The 20,249-nt window shown below is 65.1% G+C and carries 18 protein-coding genes; 15 read left to right on the top strand and 3 right to left on the bottom strand.

The window, feature by feature from the left end:
• Window positions 1-26: 26 nt before the first annotated feature.
• From msrA to ACMV8A_RS03865, 3 genes are read left to right on the top strand one after another with little or no spacing between them, the layout of a single operon-like run.
• Window positions 27-656 (top strand): peptide-methionine (S)-S-oxide reductase MsrA, encoded by a 630-nt coding sequence (msrA, locus tag ACMV8A_RS03875; RefSeq protein ID WP_495324428.1) that lies wholly within the window; start codon window positions 27-29, stop codon window positions 654-656.
• A gap of 9 nt (window positions 657-665) precedes the next feature.
• Entirely contained in the window at window positions 666-1,790 is a 1,125-nt protein-coding gene (locus ACMV8A_RS03870) for an FIST signal transduction protein (RefSeq protein ID WP_495324427.1), read from the top strand.
• A gap of 16 nt (window positions 1,791-1,806) precedes the next feature.
• Window positions 1,807-2,415, top strand: coding sequence for a MarC family protein (locus tag ACMV8A_RS03865; protein ID WP_495324426.1), 609 nt, complete (start codon window positions 1,807-1,809; stop codon window positions 2,413-2,415).
• A gap of 20 nt (window positions 2,416-2,435) precedes the next feature.
• Here the strand turns inward: ACMV8A_RS03865 and ACMV8A_RS03860 are convergent, their stop codons facing one another.
• A complete protein-coding gene (locus tag ACMV8A_RS03860) occupies window positions 2,436-3,683 on the bottom strand; it encodes an HDOD domain-containing protein (protein WP_495324425.1) in 1,248 nt (415 codons plus the stop codon).
• Window positions 3,684-3,895: 212 nt separating this feature from the next.
• Between ACMV8A_RS03860 and ACMV8A_RS03855 the strand changes: the two genes are divergently transcribed.
• The 12 genes from ACMV8A_RS03855 to ACMV8A_RS03800 all read left to right on the top strand — a co-directional run bounded on the left by ACMV8A_RS03855 (window position 3,896) and on the right by ACMV8A_RS03800 (window position 19,054).
• Window positions 3,896-4,408, top strand: coding sequence for a hypothetical protein (locus ACMV8A_RS03855; protein WP_495324424.1), 513 nt, complete (start codon window positions 3,896-3,898; stop codon window positions 4,406-4,408).
• Window positions 4,409-4,453: 45 nt separating this feature from the next.
• A complete protein-coding gene (locus ACMV8A_RS03850) occupies window positions 4,454-5,632 on the top strand; it encodes a methyl-accepting chemotaxis protein (protein WP_495324423.1) in 1,179 nt (392 codons plus the stop codon).
• Window positions 5,633-5,709: 77 nt separating this feature from the next.
• Window positions 5,710-6,072, top strand: coding sequence for a gamma-butyrobetaine hydroxylase family protein (locus ACMV8A_RS03845; protein WP_495324422.1), 363 nt, complete (start codon window positions 5,710-5,712; stop codon window positions 6,070-6,072).
• Between the two features lie 149 nt (window positions 6,073-6,221).
• Window positions 6,222-6,398: a hemin uptake protein HemP gene (hemP, locus tag ACMV8A_RS03840; RefSeq protein WP_495324421.1), complete on the top strand. Its 177-nt coding sequence runs from the start codon at window positions 6,222-6,224 to the stop codon at window positions 6,396-6,398.
• Between the two features lie 95 nt (window positions 6,399-6,493).
• Complete coding sequence (locus ACMV8A_RS03835; protein WP_495324420.1) at window positions 6,494-8,701, top strand: TonB-dependent receptor plug domain-containing protein; 2,208 nt, start codon at window positions 6,494-6,496, stop codon at window positions 8,699-8,701.
• A 14-nt stretch (window positions 8,702-8,715) separates the two neighbouring features.
• Complete coding sequence (locus tag ACMV8A_RS03830) at window positions 8,716-9,495, top strand: PepSY domain-containing protein (RefSeq protein ID WP_495324419.1); 780 nt, start codon at window positions 8,716-8,718, stop codon at window positions 9,493-9,495.
• Complete coding sequence (locus ACMV8A_RS03825) at window positions 9,488-9,652, top strand: hypothetical protein (RefSeq protein WP_495324418.1); 165 nt, start codon at window positions 9,488-9,490, stop codon at window positions 9,650-9,652. Before ACMV8A_RS03830 ends, ACMV8A_RS03825 begins: the two co-directional genes overlap by 8 nt.
• Window positions 9,653-10,021: 369 nt before the next feature.
• Window positions 10,022-11,245: an efflux RND transporter periplasmic adaptor subunit gene (locus ACMV8A_RS03820; protein ID WP_495324417.1), complete on the top strand. Its 1,224-nt coding sequence runs from the start codon at window positions 10,022-10,024 to the stop codon at window positions 11,243-11,245.
• The gene (locus ACMV8A_RS03815) at window positions 11,245-13,173 is read left to right on the top strand and encodes a MacB family efflux pump subunit (RefSeq protein WP_495324416.1); all 1,929 of its coding nucleotides are present in this window, start codon (window positions 11,245-11,247) and stop codon (window positions 13,171-13,173) included. The genes ACMV8A_RS03820 and ACMV8A_RS03815 overlap by 1 nt, the downstream gene beginning before the upstream one ends.
• Window positions 13,174-13,193: 20 nt before the next feature.
• Window positions 13,194-14,573: an efflux transporter outer membrane subunit gene (locus tag ACMV8A_RS03810; RefSeq protein WP_495324415.1), complete on the top strand. Its 1,380-nt coding sequence runs from the start codon at window positions 13,194-13,196 to the stop codon at window positions 14,571-14,573.
• 159 nt (window positions 14,574-14,732) lie between these two features.
• Complete coding sequence (locus ACMV8A_RS03805; protein ID WP_495324414.1) at window positions 14,733-15,932, top strand: efflux RND transporter periplasmic adaptor subunit; 1,200 nt, start codon at window positions 14,733-14,735, stop codon at window positions 15,930-15,932.
• 5 nt (window positions 15,933-15,937) lie between these two features.
• A complete protein-coding gene (locus tag ACMV8A_RS03800) occupies window positions 15,938-19,054 on the top strand; it encodes an efflux RND transporter permease subunit (protein ID WP_495324413.1) in 3,117 nt (1,038 codons plus the stop codon).
• Window positions 19,055-19,091: 37 nt separating this feature from the next.
• On the opposite strand, the gene ACMV8A_RS03795 is transcribed toward ACMV8A_RS03800, so the two are convergent.
• Window positions 19,092-19,658, bottom strand: coding sequence for a bacteriohemerythrin (locus ACMV8A_RS03795; protein WP_495324412.1), 567 nt, complete (start codon window positions 19,656-19,658; stop codon window positions 19,092-19,094).
• A gap of 141 nt (window positions 19,659-19,799) precedes the next feature.
• Window positions 19,800-20,216, bottom strand: a complete 417-nt coding sequence (locus ACMV8A_RS03790) for a hypothetical protein (RefSeq protein WP_495324411.1) — start codon at window positions 20,214-20,216, stop codon at window positions 19,800-19,802.
• Window positions 20,217-20,249 lie beyond the last annotated feature (33 nt).

Raw genomic sequence — 20,249 nt, 5'->3', positions numbered from 1 at the left:
ATGATACCTCGCGAGGTCCGGCCACGATGAGCGATACCCATAAACTTCACATGCCTACGCCGGAGGAGGCGCTGCCCGGGCGCGTCGTGCCCATGCCGGTGCCGATCAATCATTACGTCAGTGGCAACCGTATCATCCCGCCGTTTCCGGCCGGCACGGTGCTGGCCCTGTTCGGCATGGGCTGTTTCTGGGGCGCCGAGCGGCGCTTTTGGCAGCTGCCCGGCGTGTACTCCACCGCCGTGGGTTATGCCGGCGGCTACACGCCCAATCCCACCTATCGCGAGGTGTGCAGCGGCATGACCGGGCACAATGAGGTGGTGCGCGTGGTGTATGACCCGCAGCAGATCAGTTATGAGACATTGCTGCGGGTGTTCTGGGAGTCGCACGACCCCACCCAGGGCATGCGCCAGGGCAATGACGTCGGCACGCAATACCGTTCCGGCATCTATGTCTACGACGCGGCGCAGCGGGCCGCGGCCGAGTCCTCGCGCACGCAGTTTCAGCAGCGCCTGAACGCGGCGGGCTTCGGCGCCATCACCACCGAGATCGTCGATGCGCCGCAGTTCTACTATGCCGAGGACTACCATCAGCAATATCTGGCGAAGAACCCCGGCGGCTACTGCGGCCTGGGCGGCACGGGTGTGTCTCTCGCCTAGGGGGGCATGATGCAACAGTTTTTATTGGCCCAGGCGACGGGCGGCGACGGCCCCGCGTTGCTGGAACGTTGCCTGGCGCAACTGGGCAGTGTGCCGCCGGAGGCCAGCCTCGGCTTTGTGTATGCCAGCGATGCGCTGGCGGGACAGTTGCCGGCGGTGCTGCAACGCCTGCGTGCGGTATTGCCGCGCGTGCAATGGGTGGGCACGCTGGGCATGGCGGTGTGCGCCAGCGGACAGGAGTATTACGACACCCCGGCGCTGGTGCTGTTGGTGGGCGATGTGCCGGCAGAGGACTTTCGCCTGTTGCCGGCCTTCATCCAGCCGGAGGCGGCACTGACAGCGGAGTTGCAGGCCTGGGCTCAGCAACAGGGTTACTGTTTTGCCCTGCTGCACGGTGACCCCGCCAACACCGCGACGCCGGCCCTGGTCGAGGCGGTGGCCGCGGCGCTGCCGGCGGCCTTCGTCAACGGTGGACTCACCTCATCCAACACCATGAATCATCAGATTGTCGGCGACGCGGTGATCAGCGGCGGCGTGTCCGGCGTGCTGTTCGGTCCCGGGGTGAATGTGGTGACCGATCACACGCAGGGATGCACGCCGCTGGGCGCTTCCCATGCGATCACCGAGGCCGAGGGCAATATCGCCATCACGCTGGATTACCAGCCGGCGCTGGAGGTGATGAGGCAGGAGATCGGCGAGGTGCTGGCGCGCGATCTGCAACGCATCGCCGGTTACATCTTCGTCGGCCTGCCCATCGTCAATTCCGACACCGGAGACTACATGGTGCGCCACCTGATGGGTGTCGACACGCGCAACGGCCTCATCGCAGTGGGCGACTATCTCGACGGCCAGGAGCGGCTGATGTTCTGCCGCCGCGACGGTAACACCGCGCGTGCCGATATGCGCCAGATGCTGGAGCGGATCAAGGGCCGTGTCGGTGGCCGCGCCATACGCGGCGGCATCTATGTCACCTGTCTCGGCCGTGGCCGCCACCAGTTCGGTGACGACGCCGAGGAGTTGCGCATGATCACCGAGGTACTGGGGGATTTTCCCCTGGCCGGTTTCTTTGCCAACGGCGAGCTCTATAATGGCCGCCTGTACGGATATACCGGTGTATTGACCCTGTTCGTGTAGCGGCAAAGGAGCGGTGATGCAGGACTTTCTGACCATACTGGTGCCGCTGCTGATCATCATGGACCCGCTGGGCAACCTGCCCATCTTCCTGCTGTTTACCCGCGACAACACCCTGGCCGAACGCCGCCGCATGGCCCTGGTGGCGGCCCTTGCCAGCGCCGTGATCCTGGTTCTGTTTGCCCTCAGCGGCGATGCCCTGCTGCGCTTCTTCCACATCAGCATGCCCGCCTTCCAGCTGGCCGGCGGTTTCATCTTCTTCATCTATGCGCTGCAGATGCTGGCACTGATCCCGAGCGGGATCAAAACCAGCGCCGAAGAGGAGCAGGAGGGGATCCGCAAGGAGAACATTGCCCTGGTGCCGCTGGCGGTCCCGTTGTTGGCCGGGCCGGGCGCGATTACCACCGTGCTGGTATGGCGCCAGCAGCTCACGGCGCCGATGCAGCAGGTCGAATTGTTGGCGGCGATCCTGGTGGCCTGTGTCATCGTCTACGTCGCGTTGTTCTTTGCCGATGCCTTGCGGCGTCTGCTCGGCGTCAGCGGTATCCGTGTCGTCACCCGCCTGATGGGGCTGCTGCTGGCGGTGATCGCCGTACAGTTCATGGTGGATGGCTGGAAGCAGATCTGAGCGCCGGGGTCCGGCGATCTTCAATGCAGCATCTGGTGGATGGCTGAACTGACGGTATGGGCCTCGCGCAGGATGGCGAGGCCGTGCTGTGGATCGAACTCGCCCAGATCGAGCTTGCGGTAGGCGGGGGTGGTGTCGATGCGCGGCAGGTGCTGCATCTGCGGTGTGCCGAGATAACTGTGCAGTTGCGCCACGATGAGCAGGTCGGCATAGTCCGGCGCCTCGTGTTCATCGCGCAGCCAGTCTTCCGCCTGCTCGGCGGCAGTGATCAGATCGTCCTCGAAACCGAGCCGGCTCAACACCAGATGTCCAGTGATGCGGCGCAGGTTGCTGATGGTTTTGTCCAGCTCGGCGGCGTCGTGTTCGAGGGCGCCGTGCCGGGCGGCGAAGGTGAGGATGGGGATCACGCCGATGTCGTGCAGCAGGCCGGCCAGCAGGCCGCGCTCGGCATTGAAGCCGTGGCTGTGGCGCGCCAGCACGTAGGCGATGCTGGCCACCTGGCTGCTGTGGTTGTACAGCGCCTGCATGTGCTGTTGCAGCAGCGGGGCATCGGATTTGAACAGGTGCTTGAGCGCCAGGCTGATGGCGATGTTCTGCGCGGCGGCGAGTCCCAATCGCGTGACGGCCTGGTAGACCGTGGTGGCCGGGGTGTCGCGCCGGTAAGCGGCGCTGTTGGCCACATGGATCAGCCGGGCCGAGAGCACCGGGTCGGCCAACACCATCTTGGCCACATCCTTCACCCCGACGTTGGGGTCGCGGATGGCCTCGCGGATACGCAGGGCGATATCGGGCAGGCTGGGCAGCTCCAACTCGTCGTGTTGGTAGGCCTGGTAGATACGCTGGTAGAGCGGACTCTCTGCCGCCCCTATGCTATCCATGATGATCTCATCGTTGCCGCCGTGGGCGGCGCTGCGCTCCGCCGCCGTCAGGGTATGCTGCAGGGCGCGGCTGAAACGGACCACCACGCTGGCCACATCGGCCTCGGCGTACAGGCCGGGGGGATGGATGCGGAACAGGGGCAGGCGGGCGCGCGGCGAGTTGGCGTGTATCGCCTCCTTCTCGCCCTTGTCGGAAACCAGGGTCAGCTCGCCCCGCACCAGATAGGTAAGCCAGGCGGCATCGTCGACGGCGGCCAGGCGGGCGTGCGGCTTGAGCAGGTCGAGACGGCCCTGGTCGGCCAGGCGGCGGCGCGACTCGGCACCCAGTTCGCACACCGGATACACCGCCTCGGCGACGCGGATCAGCACACGCGGATCGTTGCTTTCCATAGCCTACCCTTTGGATTTTGAATGGATCCAAAAAAAGACACCGACCGCTTGCCGTCGGGTTCGCCGCGAAACTGATGGTGGCGAATTGGTCGTTACATTGCGTTTTCGCAAGGGCTCATCCGCTGCTATTGGCTAGAATGGCCCCGACCGTTTGGAAGCATATCACAGCGCCCGGCTCACCAAACTTTGCGCCCATTCCCACGAGGATTGCCATGCTCTACGCCATCGACGACGCCCTGAAGCGCCAGGCCCGCACCCCGCACGAGTTGCTGATGATCAATCTGGCCGCCTTTCACCTGTTGCTGGCGCCCGCCTCCATCGCCCTCGGCATCGGTGCCTGGGGCCTGCTGTTGCCGCCGCTGTTTTCCGCCCTGGTGATCGCCTACATCTATGTGCGTGCCCATCGTCCCACGGCAGATACCCCCTGGTTCGTAGTGATGCACTGGCGGCTGGCCTGGCGCCGTTGCCGCCTGCTGCTGATGGGCTATGCCGGTTCGGCCGTGATCATCGGCGGCGGTTCCCTGCTGGCGCTCACCGCGCAAAAGCACAGCATGCAGGAGATCATCTTCACCATCGCCACCCGCGTCGGCGTGATGCCCACCATCGTCATGGTGCTGGTATTGTTTGTGCTGGCCAACAGCGGCCTGGAGCTGGCCGGCAAGGGCGAAATCCCGGAAGGTCTGCTCAAGCTCTATCATCCTCCTGCCGAAACAGAGCAGAATTGACGCTGCGCCCGGCCCAGGGCGCGTCCCAGGGGGAGTCCAAACAACATGAAAAAAAGCATATTGCGCAATCTGCTCTATGCCTTTCTCGCCTTCGGTCTGGCCATGGGCCTGATCTTTCCTGTCTATGCCCAGTTCTTCGTGGAGTGGAAGGAAGGCATGCGGGCCTGGTTCATCGTCGGCTGTCTGGTGGCCGGCACCTCCATCGGCATCTTCAATTACGTGCTGGTGAGCGTGGTGCTGATGAACAAGGTACGGCGTATCGCCGATGTGGCGCAGGCCGTGAGCGAGAATGATGTATCGCATCAGTGCACCCTGGAGAGCGCCGATGTCATCGGCGAGATCGTCGCCAGCGTCAACCGCATGACCGCCAACCTGCGTGAGATGCTGGGCCAGATCAGCGGTTCCACTACCGCCCTGAGCGGTTCCATCGCGGCGTTGGGCACGACCAGTCACGATGTCAGTGCCCGCGCCCGGCACCAGCAGGCCGATACCGAACAGGCGGCGCAGGCGCTGGCCGAGATGACGGCCATGGTGCAGGCGGTGGCGCAGCAGGCGCAGCAGGCCGCCGCCGCGGCCGGTGAGGCGGATCAGGCGGCGCAGGGCGGCAAGCTGGTCATCGGCCAGACCATCGATGCCATCTTCGCCCTGGCGGAGAACGTCGAGCAGGCCGCCACGGCGTTGCAGCAACTGGAACAGCAGAGCCAGAACATCGGCATGGTGCTGGACGTGATCCGCGGCATTGCCGAGCAGACCAACCTGCTCGCCCTCAATGCCGCCATTGAGGCGGCCCGCGCCGGCGAGCAGGGCCGCGGTTTTGCCGTGGTGGCCGACGAGGTCCGTACCCTGGCCACTCGCACCCAGCAGTCCACCCTGGAAATCCAGGGCATCATCGAGCAGTTGCAACAGGGCGCGCACCGCACCGTGCAGATCATGAGTGCCGGCCGCAGCCAGGCCCAGTCCAGCGTGGATCAGGCACGCAGGGCTGCCGATGCCTTGGGCACCATCGCCGGCGCCGTCAGCGGTATCGCCCGCACCACCGGCGACATCGCCGCCGCTGCCGATGATCAACAGCGCGTTGCGGAGCACGCCAGTCGCAATGTGGCCAGCATCAGTGCCGATGCCGCCGCCACCGCCGCCGGCGTGGCGCAGCTGGCCGCGGCCGGCAGTGATCTGCAACGGCTGGCGGCGCAATTGCAGGAACTGGTGGCCCGTTTCCGCCGCTAGGCCCGGGCGGGGCGCTTGTGTCGCCCCTGCGTCGGCCCCATCTGTTTCTCTCCGCCCCACCGCCGCCGGGAGGCCGCATGGCCGAGTCCCCCCATCCCACCGAGATCGTGTTGCACCGCGAGGAGCGCCTGTTGGAGATCGCCTTCGACGACGGCGCGCGCTTCCGGCTGCCCTGTGAATACCTGCGGGTGTATTCCCCGTCCTCGGAGGTGGCCGGCTATCACCGCAAACGCCCGGCGCTGCAGGTGGGCAAGGAACTGGTGAACATCACCGACATCGTGCAGGTCGGCCATTACGCCGTGAAGCTGGTGTTCGACGACGGCCACCAGAGCGGTCTGTATACCTGGAACTATCTCTACGACCTGGGCGCCAACCAGGCCGCCCACTGGGCGGACTATCTGGCGCGCCTGGCGCGGGCCGGTCGGCAACGCCAGCGCTGATTCCTCACCTCCTTCCCGCTGGCGGGTGTTCGCTCCGACCGCTCAGTCCTGCCTCCGCGGGCCGCTGGAAGTACATGTTGACTTCTTAATGCGAATCATTATCATTTGAGACTTGTTGAAAATACACTAAGGCTACTCGGGGTGTTCCCATGAGTGACAAGCACACCCCCGCCGGGAAACGGGCAGGGGGGGAGGGGGCGGAAAGCCGCCGGCGCCTGGCCAGCAGCGAGCTGCTCGGGCGGGACAATGAACTGATCATCGCCCATGGCTCCGAGGAATACCGCCTGCGCCTGACCCGGCAGGGCAAGCTGATTCTGACCAAGTAAGTATTTACCAATCACCCGTCGCCAGCCCGACCTTCCCTTTGGGACATGGTCCAGCCAGCCAGGAAATCACCCGTTGATTCTGGGGAGCTGAACCCATGCCGTCTACGCAAAGAACCACCCTTGCCGCCCTGCTGGCCGCCGTCTGTCACGGCGCCCAGGCCGAAACCCCGTTGTTGTTGGTCGAGGCCACCCGGTTGCAGGCGATTACCGTGCACGCCGAACAGGACGACTTCGACGCCCGCCGCGCGTCCTCTTCCACCCGCCTGGTCTACGGCCGTGAGGAGTTGGACCGCATGAACGAACTGAGCGTGGGCGACTACCTGCGCCGCCTGCCCAGCGTCACCTTCACCGGTCCTCCGGGCACACCCAAGGATGTACGCATGCGCGGTATGGATAAGGGCTACACCCAGATCCTCATCGACGGTGAGCCGGCGCTGTCCGGCACCAAGGAGCGTCAGATCCAGGTGGACCGCATCCCCCTGGATATGGTGGAGCGCATCGAGATCGTCCGCGCCCCCACCGCCGACATGCCCAACGAGGGCGTCACCGGCACCATCAACATCGTTTTGCGCGAGGCGCCGGCGCAGCATATCGCCGGCGCGCGCCTGGTCTCCGGCCGGGTGTTCGGCGAGAAGACCGACATGGACACCTGGAACCTGTCTGGCCAGTACGGCGGCGCCAGCGAGCGCGTGCGCTGGCTGATCAATGCGTCCGCCGGCGAGGTAGGCGCCCTCAAGACCAAGAGCAAGAGCGAACAAAGCTTCAACGGCGGTACCGGCATGCGCACCGCCTGGAAGGACGAGTTCGAAGATGAGCGTGTCAGCACACACACCATCGACCTCGCGCCGCGACTCGACATCCGCCTCGACGATGGCGACGAACTGAGCCTGACGCCGTGGTTCACCCGGAGCGACGAACGCAAGACCAAGGCGGTGGACAAGTTCAAGTACAACGATTTTGTGGCCGGAACCGGCTACGTGGCCGATGGCCGCAAGGATGAGGCGGAGGGCAAGCTGCGCGAGACCAGCCGTCTGCGTGCCGAATGGCGCCGCCCCCTCGGCAACGATGGCCGGCTTGTATTCTACGGTGCGGACCAGCACGGTGGTGAGGACAAGGACAAGACCGTGTGGGAATACAATGCCGCTGGCGTCCTTACCAAGACCACATTGGAGACCGATCGCAAGAACGAACGCGAATGGTATGCAGGCGCGCGTATCGACCGCTCCGTTGGCCGCCACAAGCTGGGCGCCGGTGTCGAGTACAGGGACAAGGCGCGTAAGGACACCAAGACCACGCTGGAGAACGGGATGCCCAAGGCGGCGGGCCGTGGCGACAATTTCGACATCACCGAAACGCGCTGGACGCTGTGGTTGCAGGATGAGGTGGGCCTGGGCGGCGGTCACATCCTGACACCGGGAATGCGTTTGCAATGGCAGGAGCAGCATGCGGTGGACGGCCGGGGCGAAGAGCGCGGCGGCGATAGCTACACGGCTGCGCCCTCGCTGCATTATCTATGGCAGGTGAATGCGCGCAACAACCTGCGCGCCAGCGTGAGCGAAACCCTCAAGCCGCCCAAGTTCGATGATCTGTCCACCGTCACCGAGACCAAGACCGGCACCCTGGGCGACCCCGACAAATCCGGCAACCCGGAGTTGAAACCGGAGCGGGCACTGGGCGTGGAACTGGGCTGGGATCACTTCCTGCCGCGCGGCGGCGGTGTGTTAGGCGTCAACCTGTTCCACCGCGACATCAGCGACATGGTGGAGAAGCGCACAGCGCTGGAAGGCAGCCGCTACGTGGAACGTCCTTACAACGTCGGTGACGCTCGCGTGTGGGGCGCCGAACTGGATGCGCGTGCCCGCCTGGACGTGCTCGGTCTGCCAGAGGCCATGCTGCGCTTCAACTACACCTGGCTCGATTCAGAGATCAAGGACAGCGCCACCGGCCTGACCACGCGCATCAAGGATCAGTCTCCCTACGTCTACAACATCGGCTTCGACTGGCAGCTGCCCGCCTGGGATGGTGCCTGGGGTGTCAATTACAACTACACGCCAAGATATCGGAAGAACCCCACCGAGCCGCTCAAGGCCGACGACGAGGCGGAGCAGAAGCTGCTCGACATGTACGTGATGAAGCACCTCGGCAAGGGCCTGTCGCTGCGCGTCACGGCGGCCAATCTGCTCGACATGGTGAAGGAAAAGGACAAGTACGAATACAACACCGCCGGGCAGAAAACCAAGTACATCCGGGAGGAAGAGCGCGGCGGCCGCGCCATCCATGTGGCGCTGGAAGGCCGTTTCTGACCGAGGGCAAGACCATGCAACTCAATCTCAAGGCACGCGACTGGCACAATTGGACTTCGGTAATCCTGGTGGTCCCCATGCTGCTGGTAGGTTTCACCTCGTTTTTCCTGGCGCACAAGAAATCGCTGGGACTCAACGACATCGATCTCACGCCCTACGTGGCCTGGCTACCCGGCTATGGCGCCAGCGGCCTGCGCGCCCGGCAACTGGAGTTGCGCAGCGCAATCATCCTGCACGATGGTCGCCGCTATATAGGCACCAACTGGGGCCTGTTCGAGATCACCCCGGCCGGGCCGGTGGTGGTCGAGGCCATGGCCGGCATGCAGGTGCGTGATCTGGCGCCGCTGGGCGCCGGCGTGCTGGCCGCCACCAGGGAAGGGCTGTGGCTGGAACGGGACGGTCGCTGGCAGCGCGTGCTCAAGGGAGATGCGTGGAACGTCACCGCTGCCATGGACGGCAGCGTCATCGCTGCGCTGAAGGATCGTGGCCTGCTGATCAGCTACGACGGCGTGCTCTGGCACAGCGCATCATCAACCGCGGAACTGATGGCGCTGCAGCAGCTTCCAGACGACACGCTGCCCTATGAGCGTGTCACCCTCGGCAAGTTGATGATCGACATGCACACCGGCAAGGCCTTCATGGGCAAGGATAATGAATGGGTGTGGATCGATCTGCTGGCTTTGGTCTGGGTATTTCTCGGTTTCACCGGCCTGTGGCTATGGTGGCGCGCCCAGACCAAGCGCCATGACGCGGCGCGGAAGCGGGCACATGCCGTGAGCAAGGCCCATGGATGAGAAAGCCCCCTTTCTGCTGAATCTGCTAATTGGGCTCGCCGTGGTTGGTCTGTTGGCCGGTATGATCTTGCTCTGTCACGGCCTGTGGGTGCGACGGCAGACGGCAAAATGGAACCGCATCGCCCCGCCGCCGTCGAAGCGTCAGACTGACCACTGATATATTACGATAGACCGGTCACCCAGATCGCTGAGTGGGCCACGGGTAGCGCCAGGCCAATTCCTTTGGCGGCCTGCGGGTTCTTTGTGACGGTTGTTTGGAGTCGTGCCGCTGGACCGCTGGAAGTGTTGAAAATATATGGCTCTATCGAAGGTCTTGGCGTGACACGCATGACCCGCCGGGAAGCAGGCCGTGGAACAGAGGGCGGAGCGCCGTCCGCATATCTCTCACCTTCACATTTCTTTGCAATCCTTTTAGCCCGCAATCGTCTAGCCTAGGTCTGCACACGCTATAGTGGTACCACGGCCTTGCTTGCCGCCAGCCATGTCTGCGATGGGTATCGACCATGCATAAACCCAAGGCGTTTTCATGAACATGATGTCATTTCTCAAGGTGCCCCGCCGTCGCTATGCGGCCGTCATTCTGCTGCTGGTGCTCGGTGCCGGTGCCTACCTGATCTGGCGCCAGTTTTTTGCGGCTGCGGGCAGTGGCGCGGCGCAGAATGTCGTCGTGGTACAGCGTGGCGATATCGAAGAGGTGGTGACCGCCACCGGCCTGTTGCAGCCGCGCGACTATGTGGACGTGGGCGCCCAGGTGTCGGGCCAGTTGCACAGGATTCATATCGAGGTGGGCAGCGAGGTGAAGGAGGGCGATCTGCTGGCGGAGATCGACCCGACGCTGTTCATGGCGCGGGTGGATGCCAGCCGCGCCCAGTTGCGCTATCAACGGGCGCAGCTCCAGGATCGCGAGGCGCAGTTGTCGCTGGCGGAGATTCAGCACACGCGGCAGAAAAATCTGCTGGCCGAGGATGCCACCACCACCGAGTCCGTGCAGAACGCCGAGGCCGCGTTGCGTTCTGCCCGCGCCCAGATCGAAATGCTCAAGGCGCAGATCGAGCAGACCGAATCATCCCTGCGCGCCGACGAGGCCAATCTCAATTACGCGCGCATCTACGCGCCCATGTCCGGCACGGTGGTTTCCATCAGCGCGCGCCAGGGCCAGACCCTGAATGCCAACCAGCAGGCGCCGATCATCCTGCGCATCGCCGATCTGTCCACCATGACGGTGCAGACGCAGGTGTCGGAGGCGGATGTATCGCGTCTGCGCCTCGGCATGGAGGCCTACTTCACCACCCTGGGCAGCCAGGAGCGGCGCTGGTACGGCAAGCTGTACCGCATCGAGCCGACGCCCACGGTACAGAACAACGTGGTGCTGTACAACGCGCTGTTCGATGTGGACAACGCCAACCGTGCCCTGATGACGCAGATGACGGCGCAGGTGTTCTTCGTTGTCGCCCAGGCCAGGGATGCGCTGCTGGTGCCGATGTCGGCGCTGGCCATGATGCCGCGGCGTGAGCGTCCGGCCGGCGCGGATGCCGCGGCAGCCGGGCGCCCGCCGCACAAAGCCACTGTGCAGGTGCTGGCCGGTGACGGCAGCACCAGCCTGCGCGAGGTGGAGGTGGGGGTGAGCAATCGCATACAGGCGCAAGTCCTCTCCGGCCTGAACGAAGGCGAGCGCGTGGTCGCGGCGCCCATGCAAGGCGGCCAGCGCGGAGCCCAGGGTGCTGTGCCAGGCATGCCCAGAATCCGCTGATGTCCACGCCGCTCATCGAACTGCACGGCGTCACCAAGACCTTCCGCAACGGCGAGCTGGCGGTGGAGGTGCTGCATGGCATCGACCTCGCCATCCATCCGGGCGAGTTCGTCGCCATCATGGGCGCTTCCGGCTCCGGCAAGTCCACCCTGATGAACATCCTTGGCTGTCTGGACCGGCCCACCTCCGGCAGCTACCGCTTCATGGGGCGCGACGTTTCCGCCTTGGAGCGCGACGAATTGGCGCGGTTGCGGCGCGAGGAGTTCGGCTTTGTGTTCCAGAGCTACAACCTCATCGGCGGTGGCACGGCGCTGGAAAACGTCGAGGTGCCGGCGGTGTATTCCGGTATGCCGCCCGAGGAGCGTCACGCGCGCGCCAGCCGGCTGCTCACCGAGCTGGGGTTGGGCGATCGCCTGCATCACCGCCCCAATCAATTGTCCGGCGGCCAGCAGCAGCGTGTGTCCATCGCCCGCGCGCTGATGAACGGCGGCCGCATCATTCTGGCCGACGAACCCACCGGCGCGCTGGACAGCAAGAGCGGCGCCGAGGTGATGCGGCTGTTGTCGGAACTGTCGGCGCAGGGCCATACAGTGATCCTCATCACCCACGAGCGCGAGGTGGCCGAACACGCCAGCCGGGTAATCGAGATCCGCGATGGCAACATCCTGTCCGATCCCGGTCCGCGGCCACGCACCGCCTCGGCGGTCGATTTCATGCCGCATGTGGACCGTAGCTCGCGCCTTACCGATCTGGTGGAAGCCACGCGCACCGCCCTGCGCGCCTTGCGCGCCAATGTGTTCCGCGCCATCCTCACCCTGCTCGGCATCGTCATCGGCGTAGCCTCGGTGATCGCCATGCTGGCCATCGGCGACGGTGCCAAGCAAGCGGTGGTGGACAGCATCAGTGCCATGGGCAGCAACCTGCTCACCATCCGCCCCGGCGCGCCCAACATGCGCGGCCGCGGAGGCATCACCACACTGGTGCCGGAGGATGTGGTGGCGATCCGCGGGCTGCCCAACGTGTTGGCGGCGGTGCCGGAACAGGGTAGCGGCGTCACCGTGCGTTATGCCGGTGCCGATCATCGCACCGAAATCAATGCCACTTCCGCCGACTACATCCGCGCCCGCACCTGGCAGCCGGCAGTGGGTACCTTCTTCACTGTCGACGACGAGCGCAGCTACGCCACTGTCGCGGTATTGGGCCAGACGGTGAGCAAGGCGCTGTTTCCCGCCGATGACGCGCTGGGCCGCTTCATCCTCATCAACAACATTCCATTCCAGGTCATCGGCATCATGGCGCCCAAGGGGGCCACTGCCTGGGGTATGGACCAGGACGATGTGATCTTCGTGCCCTATACCACCGGCAGCCTGCGCCTCACCGGCCAGCGCCATTTGCGCAACGTCACGGTGGCGGTGGAAGACGTCAAGCGCATCGACGAGACACAAGAGGCGGTGCATGCCCTGCTGCTCACCCGCCACGGCAGCGAGGATTTCCAGATCCGCAACATGGCGGCGATCATCGACAGCGTATCGGAAACGCAGAACACCATGACCATCCTGCTCGGCTCCATCGCCGCCATTTCGCTCTTGGTGGGTGGTATCGGTGTGATGAACATCATGCTGGTGTCTGTCACCGAGCGCACGCGCGAGATCGGCATCCGCATGGCCACCGGCGCGCGCATGCGCAACATCCTGCAACAGTTTCTCATCGAGGCGCTGGTGGTCACCGCCGTGGGCGGTGTCATCGGCGTCGCCTGTGGCCTCGGTGCGGCGGCGATCGTGGCGACCTTCGATACGCCGATACAGTATTCCGTGGCGCCGGTGCTGCTGGCCTTCAGTTGTGCCTTCGCCACCGGACTCATCTTCGGCTACCTTCCGGCGCGCAAGGCGGCGCGGCTCGACCCGGTAGTGGCGTTGGCGTCGGAATGAGTGTGTGGAGTTCTAAGAGCATGAGGAAAAGGCATCTGGTTTATCTGCTGCTCGGTAGCATACTCGCGCTGGCCGGCTGCGCTACCAGCGATACCATCGAACGGCCGCAGTTGCCGATGCCCGAGAATTGGGCGGAGGTGGTGGATGTGCAGGCCATAGCAGCCAGTACCGAATGGTGGCGGCATTTCAATTCGGCGCAACTGGAGAAGTTGGTGGAAGAGGCCATGCAGACCAGCCCCGATCTCGCCGCCGCGGCCGAGAAGGTGATTCAGGCCGAGTGGCAGGTGCGCCAGAGCGGGGCCTCGCTGTTTCCATCGCTCAACCTCAGCGGCAGCACCGGACGCAGCCGCAGCGAGCCCCATGGCGGTGTCGCGTCGGAGAGTGATTCGACCCGGCTTGCCCTCGGCGCCAGCTATGAAGTGGATGTGTGGGGGCGTGTCAGTGCCGGCGTGAGCGCGGCGGAGGCAGCGCTGGCAATGGCGCAATACGACTATGAAGCCGCGCGCCTCAGCCTGGTGGCCGCAGTAGCCAACGCTTATTTCCAGACCCTCGCCCTGCGCGAGCGCCTGACCATCGCGCGCGAGAATCTCGCCATTGCCGAGCGCGTACTGCGCATCGTCGACGCGCGTTATCGCAACGGCGCCGCTTCCGCCCTGGATCTGACGCGCCAGCAGACGGCGGTGCTGACTCAGCGCACGGCGCTGCTGCCGTTGGAGGTGCAGGAGCGTCAGACGCAGACGGCGCTGGCGATCCTGCTCGGCCGTGTGCCGCAGGGATTTGCCGTGACGCAGGAAGGGTTTGCGCAATTGGACATTCCGGCGGTGGCGCCGGGTCTGCCGTCGGAACTCCTGTTGCGTCGCCCGGATCTGGCGCGTGCCGAGGCGCAACTGGCAGCCGCCGATGCCAACGTGGCGGCGGCGCGTGCCGCCCTGCTGCCGTCCATCTCGCTTTCGGCCTCCGCCGGTGTCGCCAGCAACGCACTGCTGTCATTGTCCGCCGCCACCACCAGCTACAGTCTCTCCGCCGCCGTCGTGCAGTCACTGTTCGATGGTGGCCGCCTGCGCGCCCAGGTGGGCATGGCGGAGTCGCGCCGCCGCGAACTGGTGGAGAACTATCGTGGCGCGATCCTCACCGCCCTCAAGGAGGTGGAGGATGCCCTTGGCAACGCGGAGCGTAACATTCGCCAGGAGGCGGCACAGCAACAGATCGTCGAACACGCGGCACGTACGTTGCGCCTGGCCGAACTGCGCTACCGCGAAGGCGCCGATGACCTGCTGTCGGTGCTCGACGCCCAGCGCACCCTGTTCCAGGCCCAGGACAGCCTGGTGCAATTGCGCTTGTCCCGCCTCGGCGCAGCGCTGGACCTGTACAAGGTGCTGGGTGGGGGATGGCCGGTATAACACCGACACTCCAAGGCATGGATACAAAGCGCGTAAACCACTGCGTACAGGTTTGTGCTTCACACTTCTTAACCTTTTAGCGCGGTTTTGGCGGTCCCATGTTGCCTTCGGGGGGCGTACACTTATCCCCTGCCGTAACCCCCCTGTTCGGAGCCGTCGATGAACTTGCCGCGTATTCCCCGCAAGCTGGCGCCAGCGGTAATAATTGCCGCGGCTATCCTGGTGTTTTTCCTGTTGGTGGCCACCCGTCCGGCCAAGATGCCGGCCGAGGTGCGCGAGCGTGTCTGGCCGGTAGCGGTGGAAACGGTGACACCGGCAAGTCTCGCGCCGATGCTGACGCTGTACGGTGCGGTGGACAGCCCGCGCGCCGCGGTGCTGACCGCGGCGGTGGCGGCCTATGTGGCGGAGGTGCCGGTGCGCGAGGGCGCGGTGGCGGCGCTGGGAGCGCCGCTGGTGCTGCTGGATGAGCGAGACGCGCGGCTGGTGCTGGCACAGCGCGAGGCGCAGGTCACCAGCGCCAGGCACAGCCATCGTAACGATGTGCAGGCGCTGGAGCGCGAGCGTGAACTGCTGCGCCTGGCGGAGCGCGCGGCGGAGCGGGCGCAGACCATGGTGGCGCGCAATCTCGGGCCGCAGTCGGCCCTGGACGAGGCCCATGCCGCGCTGGAGCGCCAGCGTCTTTCCCTGGCCACGCGCGAACTGGCGGTGGCCGACTATCCACAGCGCCTGGCACAACTGGAGGCACAGTTGGAGCAGGCGCGCCTGGATCTGGAGCGCACGCGCATCGTCGCGCCGTTCCGCGGTCGTGTGGCGGCCTTGCACGTGGCGCCCGGTGATCGGGTGCGGGTGGGCGATCGCATCGCCGAGATCTACGACGTGGAAGGGTTGGAAATCCGCGCCACGGTGCCTGCGCCCTGGCTGCCGGCGGTGCGCGCTGCTGTGGCCGCGGGCGAGGTGCGCGGCTCAACGTTGATCGACGGCGTCGGTTATGAACTGCAATTGACTGGTCTGTCGGGCCGTGCCGGCGCCGGTGGCGCCGGGGTGGACGCGCTGCTGCGCTTTGCGGAGGGGGCGCCGGAGCTGCCCCTGGGCCGTTTTGCCGAGGTGCAGCTGCACCTGCCGGCGGTGGAACAGGCGGTGGCGCTGCCGCACGAGGCGCTGTACGGCCGTGACCGCATCTATCGCCTGGTGGAGGGCCGCATGGCGGCGCTGCCGGTGGATCGCCTGGGCGAGACGGTGACGGCGGACGGCAGTGTGCGCCTGCTGCTGCGCAGCCCGGAATTGCGCGCCGGTGATCGCGTGATCATCACCCGCCTGCCCAATGCCCTGGAGGGATTGCGCGTGGTGGTGGCGGAGTAGCATTGATGAGCAGCGGAATGATCGGTCTGTTCGCCCGCCACCGCGTGGCGGCCAACATGCTCATGCTGTTGATGCTGCTGTCCGGCTTGTGGGCCTTGCAGAAGCTGAACACGCAGTTCATGCCCAGCTTCGATCTCAACTTCGTCACCGTGCGCGTGATCTGGCAGGGTGCCAGTGCTGAGGATGTAGAGAGCGGCATCACCGTGCCACTGGAGCAGGAGCTGCGCACAGTTGACAATTTGAAGGTGATGACCTCCACCTCTGCCATCGGTGTGTCCGCCATCACCCTGGAGTTCCGCCCCAAGACCGACATGACGCTGGCGCTGGAGCAGGTGAAGGACCTGGTGGCGCAGCAGCGCAACCTGCCGGAGACAGCGGAGGAACCGATCATCACCCGTGTTATCCGCTACGAGGACATCGGCCGCATGCTGGTGACTGGTCCGGCGGACCTGCGCGAACTGCGACCGATGGTGCGGCGCATCGAACAGGAGTTGCTGGCGCGCGGCGTGGCCCGCGTGGTGCTCAACGGACTGCCCAAGGAGGAGGTGGCGATCCAGGTGCCCACGGCACGCCTGTTGGAGCTGGGTTTGAGCCTGGACGGCATCGCCGACAGCGTCGCGCGTATGAGCCGCGATCTGCCTGCGGGCATGGCTGGCCGCGATGATGTGGCGCATCAGTTGCGCAGCCTGGATCAGCGCCGCACGTTGCAAGGCTTTGCCGATCTGCCGCTGCGCGGCGACACGCGCCACGGCCTGGTGGCGCTGGGCGACGTCGCCACCATCGAGCGCCGCCCGCGCGACGGCCAGCAGCTGATCTTCCACAAGGGCAAGCCGGCGGTGGAACTGCAATTGCAGCGCAGCGAAACCGGCGACGCCTTGCAGGCGGCGCGCATCGTTTCGGAATGGATGGCGCAGGGCCGGCCGCAGCTGCCCGCCGGTGTGGAGGTGGAGCTGTATGACCAGAGCTGGGAACTGATCGCCGAACGCATCAACCTGCTGCTCAAGAACGGCCTCGGCGGCCTGGCGCTGGTGCTGGCCATGCTGTACCTGTTCCTCAGCGGGCGCCTTGCCGGCCGGGTGGCGCTGACCATTCCGGTGTCGTTCACTGCGGCGCTGGCGGTGCTGTGGCTCATCGGCGGTTCCATCAACATGATCAGCCTGTTCGGCCTGATCATGGCGCTGGGCATCATCGTCGACAACGCCATCGTGGTGAGCGAGCACGCCTACACCCTGCACCAGCGCGGCGCCAGCACCTTGCACGCCGCGGAGGAGGCTGCGCTGCGCATGTTCGCGCCGGTGATGTCGTCGTCGCTCACCACCGTGGCCGCCTTCATTCCGCTGATGCTCATTGGCGGCATCATCGGTCAGATCATGTTCGATATCCCGCTGGTGGTGATTTGCGTGATCCTGGCCACCCTGGTGATCACCTTCCTGATCCTGCCGGCGCAACTGGGCAAAACCATGCGCAACATGGATGCCCATCGGCCCAGCCAATTTCGCCTCCGTTTCGATGCCGGCTTCGATCGTTTCCGCGACCACTATTTTCGCCCCGCCGTCACTTGGTCGGTACACAACCGTGGCATCACCCTGACAGGTACGCTGGGGCTGTTGATCATGGCCTTCGGCCTGCTCGCCGGCGGCCGCCTCGGCTTTACCTTCTTTCCGGCACCGGACAGCACCATCATCTTCGCCAACGCCACCTTCGTGGCCGGCACGCCGCCGCAGCGGGTGGATCGCTTCATCGACGATGTGCACCGCGCGCTGTGGGAGACCGATGCCCAGTTCGGCGGCGGCATCGTACAGCATGCCATCCCGCGCCTGCGCACCGTGGTGGCCGTCGGTCCCGGTACCGAACGCAGCGGTGACGCCTTCGGCTCGGTGCTAGTGGAGCTGGCCTCGCCGGATCGGCGCGAGGTGAGCAATACCGAATTCATCCGCGCCTGGCAGGCGCGCGTGGCGCGTGTGCCAGGGCTGGAAACTTTCGCCGTGGGTGCGCGCATGGGCGGCCCGCCGGGACGCGATCTGGAGGTCCGGCTCACCGGCGCCGATGCGGCCCGCCTCAAGGCGGCGGCACTGGACCTTACCGAGGTGCTGAACGACTACGCTGGCGTCTCGGCGGTGGAAGACGACATGCCCTTCGGGCGTGAACAACTCATCTACCGGCTCACGCCGGAGGGGCGCGCGGCGGGCCTGACGGTGGAGGCGGTGGGGCGGCAGTTGCGCGCCGCCTTCGACGGCCGCATCGCGCAGATCTATCAGGACGGCCTCGACGAGATCGAGGTGCGTGTGGTGTTGCCGGACCACGAGCGCCATCGCATGGCCAGCCTGGAGCGCTTCGCCATTATCCTGCCCGATGGCCGCGGCCTGCCTTTTGGCACGGTGGCGGAACTGGTGTCGCGCCAGGGCTTCGAGGCGCTGCGCCATGCGGACGGCCGCCTGGCGGTAAATGTGTTCGGTGACGTGGACCGCACGCAGAACAATGCCGGCCGTGTCATCGCCTCGTTGCAGGAAAACGTGCTGCCGGAACTGGTGGCGCGTTACGGCGTCGATTACTCGTTCCAGGGCCGTGCCGCCGATCAGGCGGAGACCATCGGTGACATGAAGATGGGTCTGGTGTTCGCATTGCTGATGATCTACGTCACCCTGGCCTGGGTGTTCGGTTCCTACGGCTGGCCGCTGGTGGTGATGGCGATCATCCCCTTCGGCCTGCTCGGCGCGGTGGTAGGGCATTGGCTGCTGGGCATGGAGCTGACCATCCTGTCGCTGTTCGGCCTGTTTGGTCTCACCGGCATCGTGGTCAACAACTCCATCATTCTGGTGAGTTTCTACCAGACCCTGCGCGAGGAAGGACTGGCCACCACCGCGGCGATCATCGAGGCCTCGTGTCAGCGCCTGCGCGCCGTGCTGCTCACCTCATTGACCACCATCGTCGGCCTGGTGCCGCTGCTGTTCGAGCGCTCCTTGCAGGCACAATTCCTGATCCCGATGGCGATATCCATCGTCTTCGGTCTGGCCTTCGCCACCGGTCTGGTCTTGGGGGTGATTCCGGCGCTGTTGTCGTGGCACGAGGAGTGGGCCGAGCGGATCGCCGCCTGGCGCGGCAAGAAATCCGCACAAGTGTAGGCGCCGTGCCCGCCCCGCCGCACGGCGCCCAGCTGCGTCAGTGCACGCCCTTGTCGCGCAGGAACTGGCTGTAACCCTGGTCGGTGCCGTTGATGTGGCCGACCAGCCACTTCTTCAAATACTGCACCGCCTCTTCGATGGTGTCGTGCGGTTTGGCGTGGTAGTTCTGCAACATCTCGTTGACCTTGGCGATCATCGCCTCATGTTCCGCCTTGTGCCCCGCGTAGGTGGGATAGCCGTGGGCCTGCATCAGGTCCTCTTCGCGTTTGAAGTGGGTCTTGGTGTAGTCCACCAGGGCGTCGAAGGCTTCCCGTTCATACTGCGGATCGGTCTGATAGTGGGCCGCGGTTTGTAATTGATTGATGAGGTTCAACAGCTTCTTGTGATCGTTGTCGATGGCCTCGATACCGACGCTGTAGGAGTCGTGCCATTCGACGAAGCGGTTGGCGACGATGCGCTTGTGGATGTAAGGCACCAGGGCCAGCAGCACGATCAGGCCCCAGGACACCGGGTTGAGTATGCTGACCATGAAGCCGAGCAGGATGACGGTAATGATGACCAGCAGCAGCAATGCCAGGCCGAACATGCTCCATTGCTTGTTCATGATGCCCCCCGGAATGATGTGGCGATGGATGACGCGGCAGGAATAACCTTTCGCACTGCCGGCCATTGTGGGTAATGGCCGGGCAGTGCGACTTGATCTGGGTCAATTCTGCACCGCCCGCGGCAACGGGGGGAAGCCGCCTTACTGGCTGGTGCGGTCGCGGTCCTGCGTTCTGTCACGATCCCTGTCACGATCCTCGTCACGGTCCTTGTCACGGTCTCGATCACGATCCCTGTCGCGGTCCTGGGCCTGATCCCGCACTTCTTCACCCAGCCCTTGCTTGTCGCGCGTCTGCTGCTGCGCCTTTTCCCTGACCTGCGCACCAATGCCCTGGCCTTTCTGCTCGGCCTCGCCCTTGGCCTTTGCCTTGGCTTTGGCCTTGTCCTTCTCGGCGTCCTTGTCGCGGTAGGTTTCACGATCCCTGTCACGGTCACGGTCACGGTCACCGCTCTGCGCCGCCATGCCGCCGCCGGCGGCCGGCGGGGACGCGAAGGCGCCCGTCGAGATGCCAAGTAACACACACAGGAATGAGGTCGTGATTAACGTCCTTTTTTTCATGGAAATGCTCCTTGAGGTGACGATAAGGATTAT

This window comes from Sulfurivermis sp. (assembly GCF_059410345.1).
This window is presented reverse-complemented; position numbering and strand designations above follow the sequence as displayed.